15 protein-coding genes are annotated in these 15,241 nt (G+C 67.1%); 6 read left to right on the forward strand and 9 right to left on the reverse strand.

The window, feature by feature from the left end; all coding sequences use genetic code 11:
* The first annotated feature begins 144 nt into the window (after positions 1–144).
* From trxA to ACQY9S_RS09675, 5 genes are all read left to right on the forward strand, one after another.
* Complete coding sequence (gene trxA / locus ACQY9S_RS09655) at positions 145–474, forward strand: thioredoxin TrxA (RefSeq protein WP_428425213.1); 330 nt, start codon at positions 145–147, stop codon at positions 472–474.
* 241 nt (positions 475–715) lie between these two features.
* Positions 716–1,978, forward strand: coding sequence for a transcription termination factor Rho (gene rho / locus ACQY9S_RS09660; protein WP_428425215.1), 1,263 nt, complete (start codon positions 716–718; stop codon positions 1,976–1,978).
* A 124-nt stretch (positions 1,979–2,102) separates the two neighbouring features.
* Positions 2,103–2,363 (forward strand): type B 50S ribosomal protein L31, encoded by a 261-nt coding sequence (locus tag ACQY9S_RS09665; protein WP_428425217.1) that lies wholly within the window; start codon positions 2,103–2,105, stop codon positions 2,361–2,363.
* A gap of 166 nt (positions 2,364–2,529) precedes the next feature.
* A complete protein-coding gene (locus ACQY9S_RS09670; RefSeq protein ID WP_428425219.1) occupies positions 2,530–4,197 on the forward strand; it encodes a hypothetical protein in 1,668 nt (555 codons plus the stop codon).
* Positions 4,194–5,534: an MATE family efflux transporter gene (locus ACQY9S_RS09675; protein WP_428425221.1), complete on the forward strand. Its 1,341-nt coding sequence runs from the start codon at positions 4,194–4,196 to the stop codon at positions 5,532–5,534. The genes ACQY9S_RS09670 and ACQY9S_RS09675 overlap by 4 nt, the downstream gene beginning before the upstream one ends.
* On the opposite strand, the gene phoR is transcribed toward ACQY9S_RS09675, so the two are convergent.
* The 7 genes from phoR to pstS all read right to left on the reverse strand — a co-directional run bounded on the left by phoR (position 5,480) and on the right by pstS (position 12,225).
* Positions 5,480–6,859 (reverse strand): phosphate regulon sensor histidine kinase PhoR, encoded by a 1,380-nt coding sequence (phoR, locus tag ACQY9S_RS09680; protein ID WP_428425223.1) that lies wholly within the window; start codon positions 6,857–6,859, stop codon positions 5,480–5,482. The genes ACQY9S_RS09675 and phoR overlap by 55 nt on opposite strands.
* A 25-nt stretch (positions 6,860–6,884) precedes the next feature.
* Positions 6,885–7,583, reverse strand: a complete 699-nt coding sequence (gene phoB / locus ACQY9S_RS09685; RefSeq protein WP_428425225.1) for a phosphate regulon transcriptional regulator PhoB — start codon at positions 7,581–7,583, stop codon at positions 6,885–6,887.
* Positions 7,584–7,602: 19 nt separating this feature from the next.
* On the reverse strand, positions 7,603–8,310 hold the full coding sequence (gene phoU / locus ACQY9S_RS09690) for a phosphate signaling complex protein PhoU (protein WP_428425227.1): 708 nt from the start codon (positions 8,308–8,310) through the stop codon (positions 7,603–7,605).
* A 77-nt stretch (positions 8,311–8,387) separates the two neighbouring features.
* Positions 8,388–9,173, reverse strand: coding sequence for a phosphate ABC transporter ATP-binding protein PstB (pstB, locus tag ACQY9S_RS09695; RefSeq protein ID WP_428425229.1), 786 nt, complete (start codon positions 9,171–9,173; stop codon positions 8,388–8,390).
* Positions 9,174–9,189: 16 nt separating this feature from the next.
* Positions 9,190–10,074 carry a phosphate ABC transporter permease PstA gene (pstA, locus tag ACQY9S_RS09700; protein ID WP_428425231.1) on the reverse strand — a complete coding sequence of 295 codons (885 nt, stop codon included), beginning with the start codon at positions 10,072–10,074 and terminating at the stop codon, positions 9,190–9,192.
* A complete protein-coding gene (gene pstC / locus ACQY9S_RS09705; RefSeq protein WP_428425233.1) occupies positions 10,071–11,048 on the reverse strand; it encodes a phosphate ABC transporter permease PstC in 978 nt (325 codons plus the stop codon). Before pstC ends, pstA begins: the two co-directional genes overlap by 4 nt.
* Positions 11,049–11,184: 136 nt before the next feature.
* Positions 11,185–12,225, reverse strand: a complete 1,041-nt coding sequence (gene pstS / locus ACQY9S_RS09710) for a phosphate ABC transporter substrate-binding protein PstS (RefSeq protein WP_428425235.1) — start codon at positions 12,223–12,225, stop codon at positions 11,185–11,187.
* A 225-nt stretch (positions 12,226–12,450) separates the two neighbouring features.
* On the opposite strand from pstS, the gene ACQY9S_RS09715 reads away from it, so the two are divergent.
* Positions 12,451–12,936 carry a fasciclin domain-containing protein gene (locus ACQY9S_RS09715; protein ID WP_428425237.1) on the forward strand — a complete coding sequence of 162 codons (486 nt, stop codon included), beginning with the start codon at positions 12,451–12,453 and terminating at the stop codon, positions 12,934–12,936.
* Between the two features lie 52 nt (positions 12,937–12,988).
* Here the strand turns inward: ACQY9S_RS09715 and glmM are convergent, their stop codons facing one another.
* Positions 12,989–14,350 carry a phosphoglucosamine mutase gene (gene glmM / locus ACQY9S_RS09720; RefSeq protein WP_428425239.1) on the reverse strand — a complete coding sequence of 454 codons (1,362 nt, stop codon included), beginning with the start codon at positions 14,348–14,350 and terminating at the stop codon, positions 12,989–12,991.
* Positions 14,351–14,393: 43 nt separating this feature from the next.
* Positions 14,394–15,230, reverse strand: a complete 837-nt coding sequence (gene folP, locus ACQY9S_RS09725) for a dihydropteroate synthase (protein ID WP_428425241.1) — start codon at positions 15,228–15,230, stop codon at positions 14,394–14,396.
* Positions 15,231–15,241: the final 11 nt, after the last annotated feature.

The raw sequence follows: 15,241 nt of genomic DNA on the forward strand, positions 1-15,241 counted from the left end.
GGATTCAGGGGCGGTGTCCTTCTATCGCCCCCATAGCGGACAGGGCTTGCGCCGCGGCGCGCACCAGGGGGCCTTGTGTCAAAATCATTGTGCCTTGGAGTTCGTGCGGACTGCGCACGACAGGCCCCAGCCGAAGGACCCATGATGGCCAGCGAACTGATCAAACACGTCTCCGACGCGTCGTTCGACGACGACGTGCTCAAGTCCGGCACCCCGGTGCTGGTCGACTATTGGGCCGAGTGGTGCGGTCCGTGCAAGATGATTGCGCCCATCCTCGACGAGGTGGCCAAGGACTACGGCAGCAAGCTGCAGATCGCGAAGATGAACGTCGACGAGAACCGCGACGTGCCGGCCAAGTTCGGCATCCGCGGCATTCCGACACTGATGCTGTTCAAGAACGGGCAACTGGCCGCCACCAAGGTCGGTGCCTTGAACAAATCGCAGTTGACCGCGTTCCTCGACGGCAACCTATAATCGTCTCAACCGTGCCGGAGCGAGGCCACCCGCCTGCTCCGAGCACCAGTGAGATTGCCGCCACGCTGCATCCCGGCGCGTGGAGCCGGCACCCCCTCCCAGAACACGTTTCTTCCCGTCGATCGCGAAAGCGACCGACACCGGCCGCGAGCGGTCCGGGCCCTGCCGAAGTGCCCGCGTCCTCTCCACTCCAGTGGCACCCGTTGTCCGGGTGGTCACGCTTGCACCCGAGGTGCGCGCCATGCATCTATCCGAACTCAAAGCCCAGCACATCTCCGAACTGATCAAAGCGGCCGAAACGCTGGAGATCGAGAACAGCGCCCGCATGCGCAAGCAGGAGTTGATGTTCGCGATCATGAAGAAGCGCGCCAAGCAGGGCGAGCAGGTCTTCGGCGATGGCGTGCTCGAAGTGCTGCCCGACGGCTTCGGCTTCCTTCGCTCGCCCGAGGCAAGCTACCTGGCCAGCACGGACGACATCTACCTCAGCCCGAGCCAGATCCGCCGCTTCAACCTGCACACCGGCGACATGATCGAAGGCGAGGTGCGCGTGCCGAAGGACGGCGAGCGCTACTTCGCGCTGGTCAAGGTCGACATCGTGAATGGCATCACGCCCGAGGAGAACAAGCAGAAGATCATGTTCGAGAACCTGACGCCCTTGTTCCCCAAGGAGCAGTTCAAACTCGAACGCGACATCAAGGCCGAGGAGAACATCACCAGCCGCATCATCGACCTGATCGCGCCGCTCGGCAAAGGCCAGCGCGCGCTGCTGGTCTCGGCGCCGAAGAGCGGCAAGACGGTGATGATGCAGAACCTGGCGCATGCGCTCACCGCCAACTACCCCGACGTGCACCTGATCGTGCTGCTGGTCGACGAGCGGCCCGAAGAAGTGACCGAGATGCAGCGCACGATCCGCGGCGAGGTCATCAGTTCGACCTTCGACGAGCCTGCTGCGCGCCACGTGCAGGTCGCCGAGATGGTGATCGAGCGCGCCAAACGCCTGGTCGAACTGAAGAAGGACGTGGTGATCCTGCTCGACTCGATCACCCGGCTGGCGCGCGCCTACAACAACGTGCTGCCCTCGTCGGGCAAGGTGCTGACCGGCGGCGTCGATGCCAATGCGCTGCAGCGCCCGAAGCGCTTCTTCGGCGCCGCGCGCAACATCGAGGAAGGCGGCTCGCTGACGATCATCGGCACCGCGCTCGTGGACACCGGCAGCCGCATGGACGAGGTGATCTACGAGGAATTCAAGGGCACCGGCAACTGCGAGATCCACCTGGATCGCCGCATGGCCGAGAAGCGTGTCTACCCGTCGATCCTGCTGAACAAGTCGGGCACGCGCCGCGAGGAACTGCTGCTCAAGCCGGAAATCCTGCAAAAGACCTGGATCCTGCGCAAGCTCCTGCATTCGATGGACGAGATCGAGGCGATGGAGTTCATCCTCGACAAGATGAAGGCCACGAAGACCAACCTCGACTTCTTCGACATGATGCGGCGCGGCGGCTGAGCCCCTGGCCTAAGTCGTTGATTCATGGCATAATTTCAGGCTTTCGCCATGGCGGAAAGTGCGCTGCATCGCCACAGTGGCAGCTCAGCGTGGCTCCCGCACCCAGACCCTGCGAGGATTCGAGATGAAAGACGGCATTCACCCCAGCTACCGCGACGTGTGCTTCGTGGACCTCTCCAACGGCTTCAAGTTCGTGACGCGCTCCTGCGCCCAGACCCGCGAAACCGTCAAGATGGACGACGGCCGCGAGTTGCCGCTGTTCAAGCTCGAGACCACCAGCGAATCGCATCCGTTCTACACCGGCACCCAGAAGAGCGTCGACTCGCTGGGCGGCCGCGTCGAGAAGTTCCGCAACAAGTTCGCGCACCTCAGCGCGAAGAAGTGATGCCGGTTCGTATCCGCGCAAAGGCAGCCTCGGCTGCCTTTTTTGTTGCCCTCGCGGGGGCGAATGCCCGGGCCGCGGCGCGGCCCGACGTGCCGCGAAAGACCTCGCGTTGCGGTCAGCCGGTTTTGCTGCAAGATGCAGGGTCGCCGTCGCCAGCCCCCCTGTCTTGAGCACACCCACCCCTGCCCTTGTCGCGCAGCGCGCCGCCCAGCGCCTGCCACGCAGCGCCTTGCTGCTGTTCTGCGCTGCCTACGTACTGCCCGGCCTGTTCGGTCGCGATCCGTGGCGCAACGCCGACATCACCGCCTTCGGCTACATGCTGGGCCTGGCGAAGGGCAGTGCCGATCTGCTGACGCCGTCCATCGCCGGCCTGCCAGCCGATGGTGCGCTGCTGCCCTACTGGTTGGGCGCAGCGTCGATCAAGCTGTTCGGCACCGTGCTCGATCCGGCACTCGCGGCACGCCTGCCCTTCGCGATGCTGCTGGTCGGCGTGCTGGTGTTCACCTGGTACGGCACCTACCACCTCGCACGCACCGAGGCGGCCCAGCCGCTGCCGTTCGCTTTCGGTGGCGAGGCCCGCCCGGTCGACTATGCGCGGGCCATTGCCGACGGCGCATTGCTCGCCCTGATGGCCACACTCGGCCTCTTGCAGCTCGGCCATGAAACCACGCCCGAGCTGATGCAATTGTTCAGTGCGGCCCTGTTCGTCTATGCGATGGCCGCCAGCCCCTCGCGTGCATGGCCATCACGCGTCGCCATGCTGGCGGCCCTGCCGATGCTGGCCGCCAGCGGTGCGCCCACGATCGGCGTCGGCTTCGCCCTGGCGGGCATCGTCGTCAGTCTGAGATCGAGTTACGCCCTCGCACGCGGCTTCGCAGGGTGGATCATGATCGCGGCCCTGCTGGCGGCGGCCGTTGCCACCGCGCTCGGCGCCTGGGGCTGGCGGCTCGCCCCGCCCGGCTTGAAACAGTTGCTGCAGTTGCTGGTCTGGTTCGCCTGGCCGGCCTGGGCGATGGCCGCCTGGACCTTGTGGCGCTGGCGTGCCCACATGATGCACCGGCACATTGCCGTGCCGACCACCACAGCCGCCGTCGCGCTGCTCGCATGCATCGGCATGGGCGGCTCCGACCGCGCCCTCATGCTGGCGCTGCCACCGCTGGCCGCACTCGCGGCCTTCGCCCTGCCGACCCTGCAACGCAGCGTGTCGGCGGCGATCGACTGGTTCTCGGTGGCCTTCTTCAGCGTCGCCGCGATCGCGGTCTGGGTCGTCTATGCCGCGCTGCAAACCGGTGTGCCGGCCAAGACCGCCGCCAACATCGCCCGCCTGGTGCCTGGCTATGGAGGCAGCTTCTCGTGGTTCGCACTGGTCGCGGCGGCAGCCGGCACGCTGGCGTGGCTGCTGCTCGTGCACTGGCGCACCGGTCGTCACCGGCCGGTGCTGTGGAAGAGCCTGGTGCTGCCGGCCGGCGGCCTGAGTCTGTGCTGGCTGCTGGCCATGACGCTGCTGCTGCCGGTGCTCGACTACGCCCGCAGCGACCGGCCGCTGGTCGAGCGCATCGCGCAGCACGTGCCGCGCGACGCCTGCATGGCCGCCGTCGGCCTGCCGCGGGCGCAACTGGCCGCACTCGAATACCACGGCGGCTGGCGCGTCGAAGCGCACGCGTCCACGCCGGATGCCGGCTGCGAGTTTCTGTTGACGACGGCGCGCGCGAACGCGGTGACGGCCACACTGGCGCGACCAGGATGGACGTTGCTGGCCCGTGAGCGCCGGCCGACCGACCGCGAGGAGCAGACCATCGTCTACCGGCGGGATCTGACGACCCTCGAGCAGTGAGCGCCGTTCGCCCGACCGGTCGCATCGCGCGTCACGCAGCGTCGATCCTGGTCGGCCAGGTGGCGGCGATCGGCTACACGGTGGCCGACACGGTGATGACGGGTCGCCATGACAGCACCGACCTGGCAGCACTGTCCATCGGCTCGGCGGTCTACATCTGCATCTACATCGCGCTGACCGGCGTGCTGCAGGCATTGATTCCCGTCGTCGGCCACCACCACGGCGCGGGCGACAGCAACGGCGTTCGACTCGGCTTCCAGCAAAGCGTCTGGCTGGCCTTGCTGATCGCACTGCCCGGCATGGCCGTGTTGCTCTTCCCCGGGTTCGCGCTGGCCTGGGCACGAACGGATGTCGCCGTGCTCGAGCGGGTGCAAGCCTATCTCGGCTGGATTGCCTGGTCGCTGCCGGCCGGACTGCTGTTCCGCGTCTACAGCGGGCTGAACCAGGGGCTGTCGCGGCCGCTGCTGGTCACGGCGCTGCAACTGATGGCCCTGGCCTTGAAGCTCCCGCTGAACGCCTGGCTGATCTTCGGTGGCGCGGGAGTGCCCGCGCTCGGTGTCGCCGGCTGCGCGCTCGCCACCCTGATCGTTCAGTGCGCACTGGCCGGCGTGGCCGCCCTGATGCTGATGCGGCATCCGGCCTACCGGACGTTGCGGCTGTTCAGCGACTGGTCGCGGCCGCGCTGGACCTTGCAGCGCGAGCTGCTGCGACTCGGCCTGCCGAGCGGCGCTGCGCTGTTCTTCGAAGTGACCGGCTTCGCACTGATGGCGGTGTTCATCGCGCGCCTCGGTACGACACCGCTCGCAGGCCACCAGATTGCCGCCAATGTGGCCTCCGTGCTGTACATGCTGCCGCTGTCGATCGGCATCGCCACCGGCGCACTCGCCTCCCAGGCACTCGGTGCCGGCGATCGCCTGCAGGCACGGCGGATCTGCAAGCACGGGCTCGCGCTCGCGCTCGCTCTGGCGGCCCTGCTGGGCGGCGCAATGGCGCTGATGCGCGGCCCGCTGGTGCGGGCCTACAGCAGCGATGCCGCGGTACAAGCGATGGCCGCGCAACTGCTGCTGTTCGTCGCGTCCTTCGCATTGCGCGCCTACCGCATCGCCCTGCTGCCCGCCTTGAGCTATGCGACCGGGTTGTGGGGCATCGGCCTGGCGGGGGGTGCCTTCCTTGCCTTCGATCCGCCACCAGCCTGGCCCGCCGCCCTGTCGGGACCGGCTGCGTTCTGGCTCGCCAACCTCGCGGCGCTGAGCCTGGTCGGCGCCCTGTTGCTGGCCCTGCTTCAGCGCGTGTCGGCGGTCGCACCGCGCACCGCCGCGTCGCTCGCATCCCCCTGAGGGCGCGGCGACGCAGCGGCGCGGCGCAGCCGCGCCGCCGGGAAGATCAGACGGAACGTCGAGCCCTTGCCGGGCTCGCTCTGCACGTCGAGTTCGCCGCCGTGGCGCTGCGCGACATGCTTGACGATGGACAGGCCCAGCCCGGTGCCGCCGGTGTCGCGCGAGCGGCTGCCGTCCACACGGTAGAAGCGCTCGGTCAAGCGCGGGATGTGTTCGCGCTCGATGCCCGGACCGGTGTCCTTGACGCTGAACTCGCCGCTGCCGTCCGTGAGCACCCGCCAGCTGATGTCGATGCGCCCGCCCTCGGGCGTGTAGCGCACGGCATTGTTCGCCAGGTTGGTCAGCGCGCTGAGCAGTTCGGTTTCGGCGCCGGCGATCTGCGCCGCATCGTCGCTCACCAGCGTGAGGGTGTGCCGCCCCTGCGACAGCGTGCGCGCATCGCCTTCGACCTGCAGCAGCAGCTTGGACACCGAGACCCAGCGATCGGCCGCCGGACGCGGGCTGCCTTCGAGCTGGGCCAAGGTCAGCAGGTCGCTCACCAGCGTCTGCATGCGCTGGGCCTGCTGCCCCATCAGCACGAGCACGCGACGCGACTCGACCTCGGTCAGCGGCAGCGCGCTCATCGTTTCGATGAAGCCCGACAGGACGGTCAGCGGCGTGCGAATCTCGTGCGAGACGTTGGCAACGAAGTCGCGCCGCATCCCGTCGGCCCGCTCGCGCTCGGTGATGTCCTGCGACAGCACGAGCTTCATGCCCTCGCCGTAGTCGCGCACCAGCACCGACAGCGTGCCCAGGCCATTCGGGCTGGGGAAGACCACGGGTTCGCGGTAGTTGCCCATCTGCAGGTAGGCCACGAAGGCCGGCGCGCGCACGAGGTTGGTGATGCGCTGCAGGCGGTCGCGCCGCGGATCGAGGCCGAAATGCGAGGCAGCCACCGAATTGCACCAGTCAATCTGCCCGCTGACGTCGAGCATCAGCACGCCGTTCGGCGAGGCTTCGATCGCCTCGAGGAATTGCTCGAGGCGCGCTTTCTCCTGCACGGTGCTGCGCTCGCGGGCGCGGATGCTGCGCTCGACGCGGTAGCCGATTTCGCCCCAGAAGCCGGCATCGCGAGGCGCGTCGGTGTCCTGAGCCCCGCGCAGCCAATCGATCAACCGCACGCCGCGCAGGGTGTCGACGATCGCGAGCGCTCCCACGGTCAGTGTGCCGCCGAGCAGCACGGTGAGGACCGGCGCGTGCACCGGCCCGCCCACCACGTAGCCGATCACCCCGCCCAGCAGCATGGCGACCAAACCGGCCAGGAGACGCGAAACCAGCCAGGTCAAGACCGGCCCCCGCTGCGCGCGCGGCTCAAGCCGCCGCGGCCACCTGCTGCGTCAACCGGTAGCCGGCGCCGCGCACCGTCTCGATCATCGCGGCGCAGGACACCGGTGCCAGGGCCTCGCGCAGGCGCTTCACATGCACGTCGACCGTGCGCTCCTCGATGAACACATGGTCGCCCCAGACGCGGTCCAGCAGTTGGGCGCGACTGTGCACCCGCTCGGGATGGGTCATCAGGAAGTGCAGCAGGCGGAATTCGGTCGGACCGATCTTCACCTCCTGCTCACCGCGCGTCACGCGACGCGTCGACGGGTCGAGCCGCAGGAAGCCGAGCTCGACGGCACTGTCGAGCGCCTCCGGCGCCTTGCGGCGCAGTACCGCGCGGATGCGCGCCATCAACTCGTGCGTCGAGAACGGCTTGGTCAGGTAGTCGTCGGCCCCGGCGTCGAGGCCGGCAACCTTGTCGCCCTCCTCGGCGCGCGCCGTCAGCATGATGACCGGCAACTCCCTGGTGCGGCTCTCGCCGCGCCAGCGTTTGGCCAACGCCAGACCCGACTGGCCCGGCAGCATCCAGTCGAGGATCACCAGGTCGGGCAGCACGCTGTCGATCGCGAGCTGCGCCTGATCGGCGGTGGCCGCGATCGTGACCTCATAGCCGGCATGCCGCAGGTTGATCGAAATCAGCTCGGCGATCGCCGCCTCGTCTTCCACCACCAGCACTCGGCTCATCGTTCGCTCCTTGTGAAGGTCACTTGACCATCGACTCCACGGCTTCGACCGGGTTGTGACGCACGTCGGTGCCCTTGACGATGTAGATGATCTGCTCGGCCAGGTTCTTGGCGTGGTCGCCCACGCGCTCGATCGCCTTCGCGACGAACACCAGGTCGATGCTCGCCGAAATGGTGCGCGGATCTTCCATCATGAAGGTGATGAGCTTGCGCATCAGGCCCTCGAACTCCTGGTCGATCTGGTCGTCCTGCTTGATCACCTCGACCGCCTTCTCGACATCCAGGCGCGCGAAGGCATCGAGCGCCTTGCGCAGCAGGGCCACCGCCAGCGTGGCCTCGAAGGCCACATCGGCCACCGGCAGCCGCAGCCGGCTCGACACGCCGGTGTTCACCAGCCGCTGCACGGTGCGCGCCACGCGTGCCGCTTCGTCGCCGACGCGCTCGAGGTTGCCGATCGTCTTGCTCACCGCCGTCAGCAGGCGCAGGTCGCGCGCGGTCGGCTGGCGGCGCGCGATGATGCTGGACAGATCGCGGTCGATGTCCATTTCCATCTGGTTAACCTTCTCTTCCTGCAGCAAGACCTGGCTCGCGGTCTCGCTGCTGAAGTTGGTCAAGGCGTACATCGCCTGCGCGACCTGCGACTCGACCAGCCCGCCCATTTCGAGCACGCGGGTCGAGATGCCGCTGAGTTCGCTGTCGAACTGCGTCGAAAGATGTTTGTCGCTCATGTTCTTTCCTTCTGTGACGGTCAACGTCGTGGCTTCGGTCGCTGCGCTTGACTTCGCCGCTACACCCGCCGGTCGCTTCAGCCGAAGCGGCCGGTGATGTAGTCCTCGGTGTCCTTCTTCTTCGGTTTCATGAACAGGTCCGACGTGGGCCCGAATTCGATCAGGTCGCCCAGGTACATGTAGGCGGTGTAGTCCGAGCAGCGCGCCGCCTGCTGCATGTTGTGCGTGACGATCACGACCGTGTAGTCCGACTTCAGTTCGTGGATCAGCTCCTCGATCTTGCCGGTGGAAATGGGGTCCAGTGCCGAGCAGGGCTCGTCGAGCAGCAGCACTTCCGGCTTGATCGCGATGCCGCGCGCGATGCACAGGCGCTGCTGCTGGCCCCCCGACAGGCCGGAGCCGCTTTGCCCGAGCTTGTCCTTGACCTCGTTCCACAGCGCGGCCTTCTTCAGGGCCCACTCGACGCGCTCGTCCATCTCCACACGCGGCAGGGTCTCGAACAGCTTCACGCCGAAGGCGATGTTGTCGTAGATCGACATCGGGAACGGCGTGGGCTTCTGGAACACCATGCCGATCTTGGCGCGGATCAGCGAGACGTCGTCCTTCGAGGCAAGGATGTCCTCACCGTCGAGCAGGATCTGGCCTTCGGCGCGCTGCTCGGGGTAGAGCTCGAACATGCGGTTGAAGGTGCGCAGCAGCGTCGACTTGCCGCAGCCGGACGGCCCGATGAAGGCCGTGACCTTGTTTTCGGGAATGTCCAGGTGGATGTTCTTCAGCGCGTGGAAGTGGCCGTAGTAGAAGTTCAGATTGCGCACCGCGAGCTTGGGCTTCTCGGTCACGGGCAGTTCGACTTTCACGTCCATGTCGAAGTTCCTCGGTTCAGTGTTTGTTGCGGAACAGCACGCGGGCCAGGATGTTGAGCGCCAGCACGCCGACCGTGATCAGGAACACGCCCGCCCACGCCAGCTTCTGCCAGTTCTCGTACGGGCTCATCGCGAACTTGAAGATCGTCACCGGCAGACTCGCCATCGGCGTGCCGAGGTTGCTGGTCCAGAACTGATTCGACAGCGCCGTGAACAGCAGCGGCGCGGTCTCGCCGGCAATGCGGGCGACGGCGAGCAGCACCCCGGTCATCACGCCGGCGCGGGCCGATTTCAGGGTCACCGTCATGATGACCTTCCACTTCGGCGTGCCCAATGCGTAGGCCGCCTCGCGCAAGCTGTTCGGAATCAGGCTCAGCATGTTCTCGGTGGTGCGGATCACCACCGGGATCACGATCAGCGCGAGCGCCAGCACGCCCGCCCAGCCCGAGAAGCTCTTCAATTGGGCGACGACGACCGAGTAGATGAACAGCCCGATCACGATCGATGGCGCCGACAGCAGGATGTCGTTGATGAAGCGCGTCACGCTGCCCAGCCAGGTCTTCTGGCCGTACTCGGCGAGGTAGATGCCTGCCAGCGTGCCGATCGGTGTGCCGATCGCCGTGGCCAGGGAGACCATCAGCAGCGAACCGAAGATCGCGTTGGCAAGCCCCCCGGTCTCGGCCTGCGGTGGCGGCGTCATTTCGGTGAACAGCGACAGCGTGAGGCCGCCGATGCCGAGCCGAACGGTCTCGATCAGGATCCAGATCAGCCAGAACAAACCGAACGCCATGGCGGCGAGCGACAGCAGCAGGGCGATCGCGTTCACGCGCTTGCGGCTCGCATGCTTGCTGCGGCGCACCGCATGCTGCGCCGAGGAGACCGTGTCTGCGATGCTGCTCATGACCGCGTCCCCTCGTTCTTCTTCAGTTGCGCCAGCAGCAGCTTCGAGCAGGACAGCACGACGAAGGTGATGAAGAACAGCACCAGACCGAGGTAGATCAGCGAAGCCTGGTGCAGGCCCTCGCCGGCCTCCGCGAATTCGTTCGCCAGGGCCGACGAGATGCTGTTGGCCGCCTCGAACACCGACAAGGTGTTGAGCTGGTTGAAATTGCCGATGACGAAGGTCACGGCCATCGTCTCGCCCAGCGCCCGGCCAAGGCCCAGCATGATGCCGCCGATCACACCGGTCTTGGTGTAGGGCAGCACGATCTTCGATACCACCTCCCAGGTGGTCGAACCCAGACCGTAGGCGGATTCCTTCAGCATCGGTGGCGTCACCTCGAACACGTCACGCATCACCGAAGCGATGAAGGGGATGACCATGATCGCGAGGATGATCCCCGCCGACAGGATGCCGATGCCGACCGGCGGACCGCTGAACAGGGCGCCGAGCACGGGGACGCCCGAGAACACCGCCTGCAGCGGCTGCTGAACGTAGGTGGACAGGATGGGGCTGAACACCAACAGGCCCCACATGCCATACACGATGGACGGGACGGCGGCCAGCAGTTCGACCGCGACGCCCAGCGGCCGCTTCAGCCAGGCGGGCGACAGCTCGGTCAGGAACAGGGCGATGCCGAAGCTCACCGGCACGCCGATCAGCAGCGCGATGAACGAGGTCATGACGGTGCCGTAGATCATCACCAGACCACCGTACTGGTTCTGGACCGGATCCCACTCGCTGCGCCACAGGAAACTGAGGCCGTACTCCTGGATGGCCGGCGCCGCACCGATCAGGAGCGAGACGATGATGCCGGCCAGCAGCGCCAGCGTCAGGATCGCGGCCCCATGGGCGAGCGCGGAAAACAGCGTGTCGATCCATGGCGACGTCCGCCTCGTGGCCGGCGGCCGATCCTTCGGCGCGGATCGTTCCATTTTTCGTTCGTCGGGGTACGGGGTTGCGGGCAGTGTAGCGGCCACGTTACCTCCTTCTTTTCAGTGCGAAAGTCAGGCGCCCGTCACTGGCGCCTGCGGCTGCGCGGACCGGCGGCCCGCGCAGCGCGTCGTCACATCACTTGAACGCGATCGGCTTGCCCGAAGCGTCCTTGATGTTGTCGGTCCACTGCTTGCGAACCAGTGCCTTCACCGAGTCCGGCAGCGGCACGTACTCGAGCTCGGCGGCCAGCTTGTCGCCGCTCGCGTAGGCCCAATCGAAGAACTTCAGCGCATTGGCTGCGCTCGCCGGTTTTTCCTGGCTCTTGTACATCAGGATGAACGTGGCGCCACTGATCGGCCAGGTGTCCTTGCCGGGCTGCTCGGTCAGGATCTGATAGAAGCTCTTGGCCCAGTCTGCGCTGGCCGCCGCTGCCTTGAAGTTCGCGTCGTCCGGCGCCGCGAAATTGCCGTCCAGGTTCTTCAGCAGCACGTAGGACATCTTGTTCTGCTTCGCATACGCGTACTCGACATAGCCGATCGAGTTCGGCAGGCGCTGGACGAAAGCCGAAACGCCTTCGTTGCCCTTGCCGCCGGCACCGGTCGGCCAGTTGACCGCGGTGCCCTCGCCGGCCTTGGCCTTCCACTCGGCGTTCACCTTCGACAGGTAGTTCGTGAAGATGAAGGTGGTGCCGGAACCGTCGGCGCGGCGCACCACGGCGATCGGCGCGTCGGGCAGCGGCACGCCGGGGTTCAGCGCGGCAAGCGCAGGATCGTTCCACTTGGCGATCTTGCCCAGGTAGATGTCGCCCAGCGCCTGGCCCGTCAGCTTGATCTGACCCGCGGCAATGCCCTTGATGTTGACGACCGGCACCACGCCGCCGATCACGGTCGGGAACTGCACCATGCCGTCCTTGGCCAGTTCATCATCCTTCAGCGGCATGTCCGAAGCACCGAAGTCGACCGTCTTGGCCTTGATCTGGCGAATGCCGGCACCCGAGCCGACCGACTGGTAGTTGATGCGGGCCCCCGTGGCCTTGTTGTAGGCGTCGGCCCACTTGGCATAGACAGGCGCCGGGAACGTGGCGCCGGCCCCGGTGATTTCCTGAGCCAGGACGGCGCAGGAGCCGCCGGCGAGCGCCAGCGCGGCGAAGGCGGAGTGAAGGAACGACAGTTTCATGGACAGCCCTTTCGTGCGAGAGATGGAGCAACGTGACAGCACTCTAGGGGGGCTTTGTGACAGGGCCGTGACCCCGCAGGCCCCGTGCCGCAGATCGACCCTCTCGTGACAGGCGATTCACCGTAACGTCACCGAATCGTCACGATCGCTCCCTATGCTCCGCCACACCGTGATCCTGCGCCTGTCGGCCTGCCTCCACTCCCGCTTATCTCATCAGGAGCTTCCATGAATAAACGCACCCTGCTGCTCGCCACTTCAGCCGCCTGGCTCGCCCTGGCCGGCTGCGCTTCGACACCGGCCCCGAAAACGATCGCCGATACCGCGGCCGCGACGCCGTCGCTGTCGACGCTCAACAAGCTGATCGCCGATGCCGGCCTGACCGAGACACTGCGCGGCACCGGCCCCTACACCGTGTTCGCGCCGACCGACGACGCCTTCAAGGCCGTGCCGGCCAAGACCATGGAGGCGCTCGCCAAGGACAAGGAGCAGCTCAAGTCCGTCCTGCTGTACCACGTTGCCGCGGGCAAGGTGATGGCGGCGGACGTGCAGCCGGGCAACGTCAAGACCGTGCAGGGGGCGACCGTGGCCGTGTCCAAGGCCGGCAGTTTCGTGACGGTCGACGAAGCCCTGGTGACGCAGGCCGACGTCGTCGCCAGCAACGGCGTGGTCCACGTGATCGACAAGGTGCTGATCCCGCCGGTCAAGAAGTGACCGGCCGTGCAGGCTGCTGCGCCTGCACGTTCTCGGTGCCGAGGCGGCGCAGTCAATCCGCCTGCACCGCGCCGGCCATGCGCTGCGCGCAGCGCTCGGCCAGGGCCGCATCGCTGGCTTCGACCATCACCCGCAGCAAGGGCTCGGTGCCGGAGGGACGGATCAGGATGCGTCCGCGGTCACCGAGCTCGGCCAGCGCCGAGCGCTGAGCGTCGGCCAGCACGGCGCTGGCCTTCCAGTCCTGCCCCGGTCGCAGCTTGACATTGATCAGCACCTGCGGGAACAGCGTCAGGCCTTCGAGCATCTGCGCCAGCGTGCGCCCGCTGCGCACCACCGCCTGCAGCACCTGCAGCGCACTCACCAGGCCATCGCCGGTGGTGTGCTTGTCGAGCACGATCAGGTGGCCAGAACCCTCGCCTCCGAGCTGCCAGCCACGCGCCAACAGCTCCTCGAGCACATGGCGGTCGCCGACCTGGGCGCGCACGAAATCGACGCCTTGCGCGCGCAGCGCCTGTTCCACCGCCAGGTTGGTCATCAGCGTGCCCACCACGCCGGGCACGCCGCGCCGGTCGGGAGGCCCTTCGGACGACGGCCCCGCGGCGAGGCGGTCGAGAGTCATCAGGTAGAGCAGTTCATCACCGTTGTAGAGGCGGCCGGCGGCGTCGACCAGTTGCAGCCGGTCGGCATCACCGTCGAGCGCAACGCCATAGTCGGCGCGGTGGGTGCGGACGGCGCTCACCAGGGCATCCGGGTGGGTGGCGCCGAAACCATCGTTGATGTTGAGTCCGTTCGGGCTGCAGCCGATCGCCACCACCTCGGCGCCGAGCTCGTGGAACACGCTGGGCGCGACCTGGTACGCCGCACCGTGGGCGCCGTCGACCACGAGCTTCAGGCCCTTCAGGCTCAGTTCGCCGGCCACCGTGCTCTTGCAGAACTCGATGTAGCGGCCTTGCGCATCATCGAGTCGGCGCGCCTTGCCCAGTCCGCTGGAGTCGACCCATTGCGCCGGCTCCTCGAGGACCTCCTCGACCTGCTGTTCCCAGGCGTCGGGCAGCTTCTCGCCCCGCGCAGAGAAGAACTTGATGCCGTTGTCGCCATACGGGTTGTGCGAGGCGCTGATCACGACGCCGAGGCTCAGGCGCAGCGCCCGCGTGAGGTAGGCGACGCCGGGCGTGGGCAGCGGGCCGGTCAGCAGCACGTCGACGCCCGCCGACGCGAAACCCGCCTCGAGCGCCGACTCCAGCATGTAGCCGGAGATGCGCGTGTCCTTGCCGATCAGCACCGTGGGTTTGGACTGCTGCGCCTTCAGCACACGGCCGACCGCGTGGCCGAGCCGCAGCACGAAGTCCGGCGTGATTGGCGCTTGCCCGACGGCGCCCCGGATGCCGTCGGTACCGAAATAGGTTCTGCTCATGAGGCGCCATTGTGCCGGTCGCATCAAGGCGACGGCCCCGCGCTCAGCGGCACAGACCGGCAGCCCGCCACACTTTCAGCGCATCGACGGTGGCGGCCACGTCGTGCACCCGCACGATGCGCGCGCCGCGCTGCACCGCCGCGAGCGCCGCCGCGACACTGGCGACCAGACGATCGCCGAGTTCACGGCCGGTCAGTTTGCCGAGCGTGCCCTTGCGCGACCAGCCGGCAAGCAGGGGCAGGCCCAGGCTCAGCAATTCTTCCTGCCGTGCCAGCAGTGCCAGGTTGTGCTCGCTGCGCTTGCCGAAGCCGATGCCGGGGTCGAGCGTGATGCGGGCATCGTCGACGCCTCTCGCACGCAGCGCGTCGACGCGAGCCTGGAGGAACTCGCACACCTCGGTCACCACGTCGGCGTAGCGCGGATCTCCGTCCTGCATCGTCTTCGGCTGGTCGCCGCGCATGTGCATCAGACAGACACCGCAACTCGGGTGCGCGGCGACCACATCCAGCGCACCCGGCTCGCGCAGCGCCTTGATATCGTTGACGATGTCCACGCCGAGTTCCAGCGCGGCACGCATGACCTCGGGCTTGTAGCTGTCGAGCGAAACCGGGGCGCCAAGCCCGATCGCCCCCCGCAACACCGGCAACACACGCGCCAGCTCCTCCTCGAGCGGCACCGGCTCCGAGCCGGGACGGGTCGATTCGCCGCCGATGTCGAGGATGTCCGCCCCGTCCTTCAGCAGTTGCTCGCAGTGCGCCAAGGCGCCGCTGACACCGGCACGATGCCCGCCGTCCGAGAACGAATCGGGCGTGACATTGACGATGCCCATGACACGCGGCGCCGCGAGATCGATCCGGAATCGTGTGGTTTGCCAGAACATGCAGTGAAGGC

The organism is Methylibium sp. (assembly GCF_965279545.1).
Lineage (GTDB): Bacteria > Pseudomonadota > Gammaproteobacteria > Burkholderiales > Burkholderiaceae_C > Methylibium.

Excerpts from the sequence above, each read along its gene's own strand:
- ACQY9S_RS09665 (WP_428425217.1), top strand. The coding sequence starts at position 2,103 with ATGAAAGACGGCATTCACCCCAGCTACCGCGACGTGTGCTTCGTGGAC.
- pstB (WP_428425229.1), bottom strand. The coding sequence starts at position 9,173 with ATGGACGTGAAAGTCGAACTGCCCGTGACCGAGAAGCCCAAGCTCGCG.
- folP (WP_428425241.1), bottom strand. The coding sequence starts at position 15,230 with ATGTTCTGGCAAACCACACGATTCCGGATCGATCTCGCGGCGCCGCGT.
- glmM (WP_428425239.1), bottom strand. The coding sequence starts at position 14,350 with ATGAGCAGAACCTATTTCGGTACCGACGGCATCCGGGGCGCCGTCGGG.
- pstS (WP_428425235.1), bottom strand. The coding sequence starts at position 12,225 with ATGAAACTGTCGTTCCTTCACTCCGCCTTCGCCGCGCTGGCGCTCGCC.
- phoB (WP_428425225.1), bottom strand. The coding sequence starts at position 7,583 with ATGAGCCGAGTGCTGGTGGTGGAAGACGAGGCGGCGATCGCCGAGCTG.
- pstC (WP_428425233.1), bottom strand. The coding sequence starts at position 11,048 with ATGGAACGATCCGCGCCGAAGGATCGGCCGCCGGCCACGAGGCGGACG.
- phoU (WP_428425227.1), bottom strand. The coding sequence starts at position 8,310 with ATGAGCGACAAACATCTTTCGACGCAGTTCGACAGCGAACTCAGCGGC.
- pstA (WP_428425231.1), bottom strand. The coding sequence starts at position 10,074 with ATGAGCAGCATCGCAGACACGGTCTCCTCGGCGCAGCATGCGGTGCGC.
- rho (WP_428425215.1), top strand. The coding sequence starts at position 716 with ATGCATCTATCCGAACTCAAAGCCCAGCACATCTCCGAACTGATCAAA.
- trxA (WP_428425213.1), top strand. The coding sequence starts at position 145 with ATGGCCAGCGAACTGATCAAACACGTCTCCGACGCGTCGTTCGACGAC.
- ACQY9S_RS09715 (WP_428425237.1), top strand. The coding sequence starts at position 12,451 with ATGAATAAACGCACCCTGCTGCTCGCCACTTCAGCCGCCTGGCTCGCC.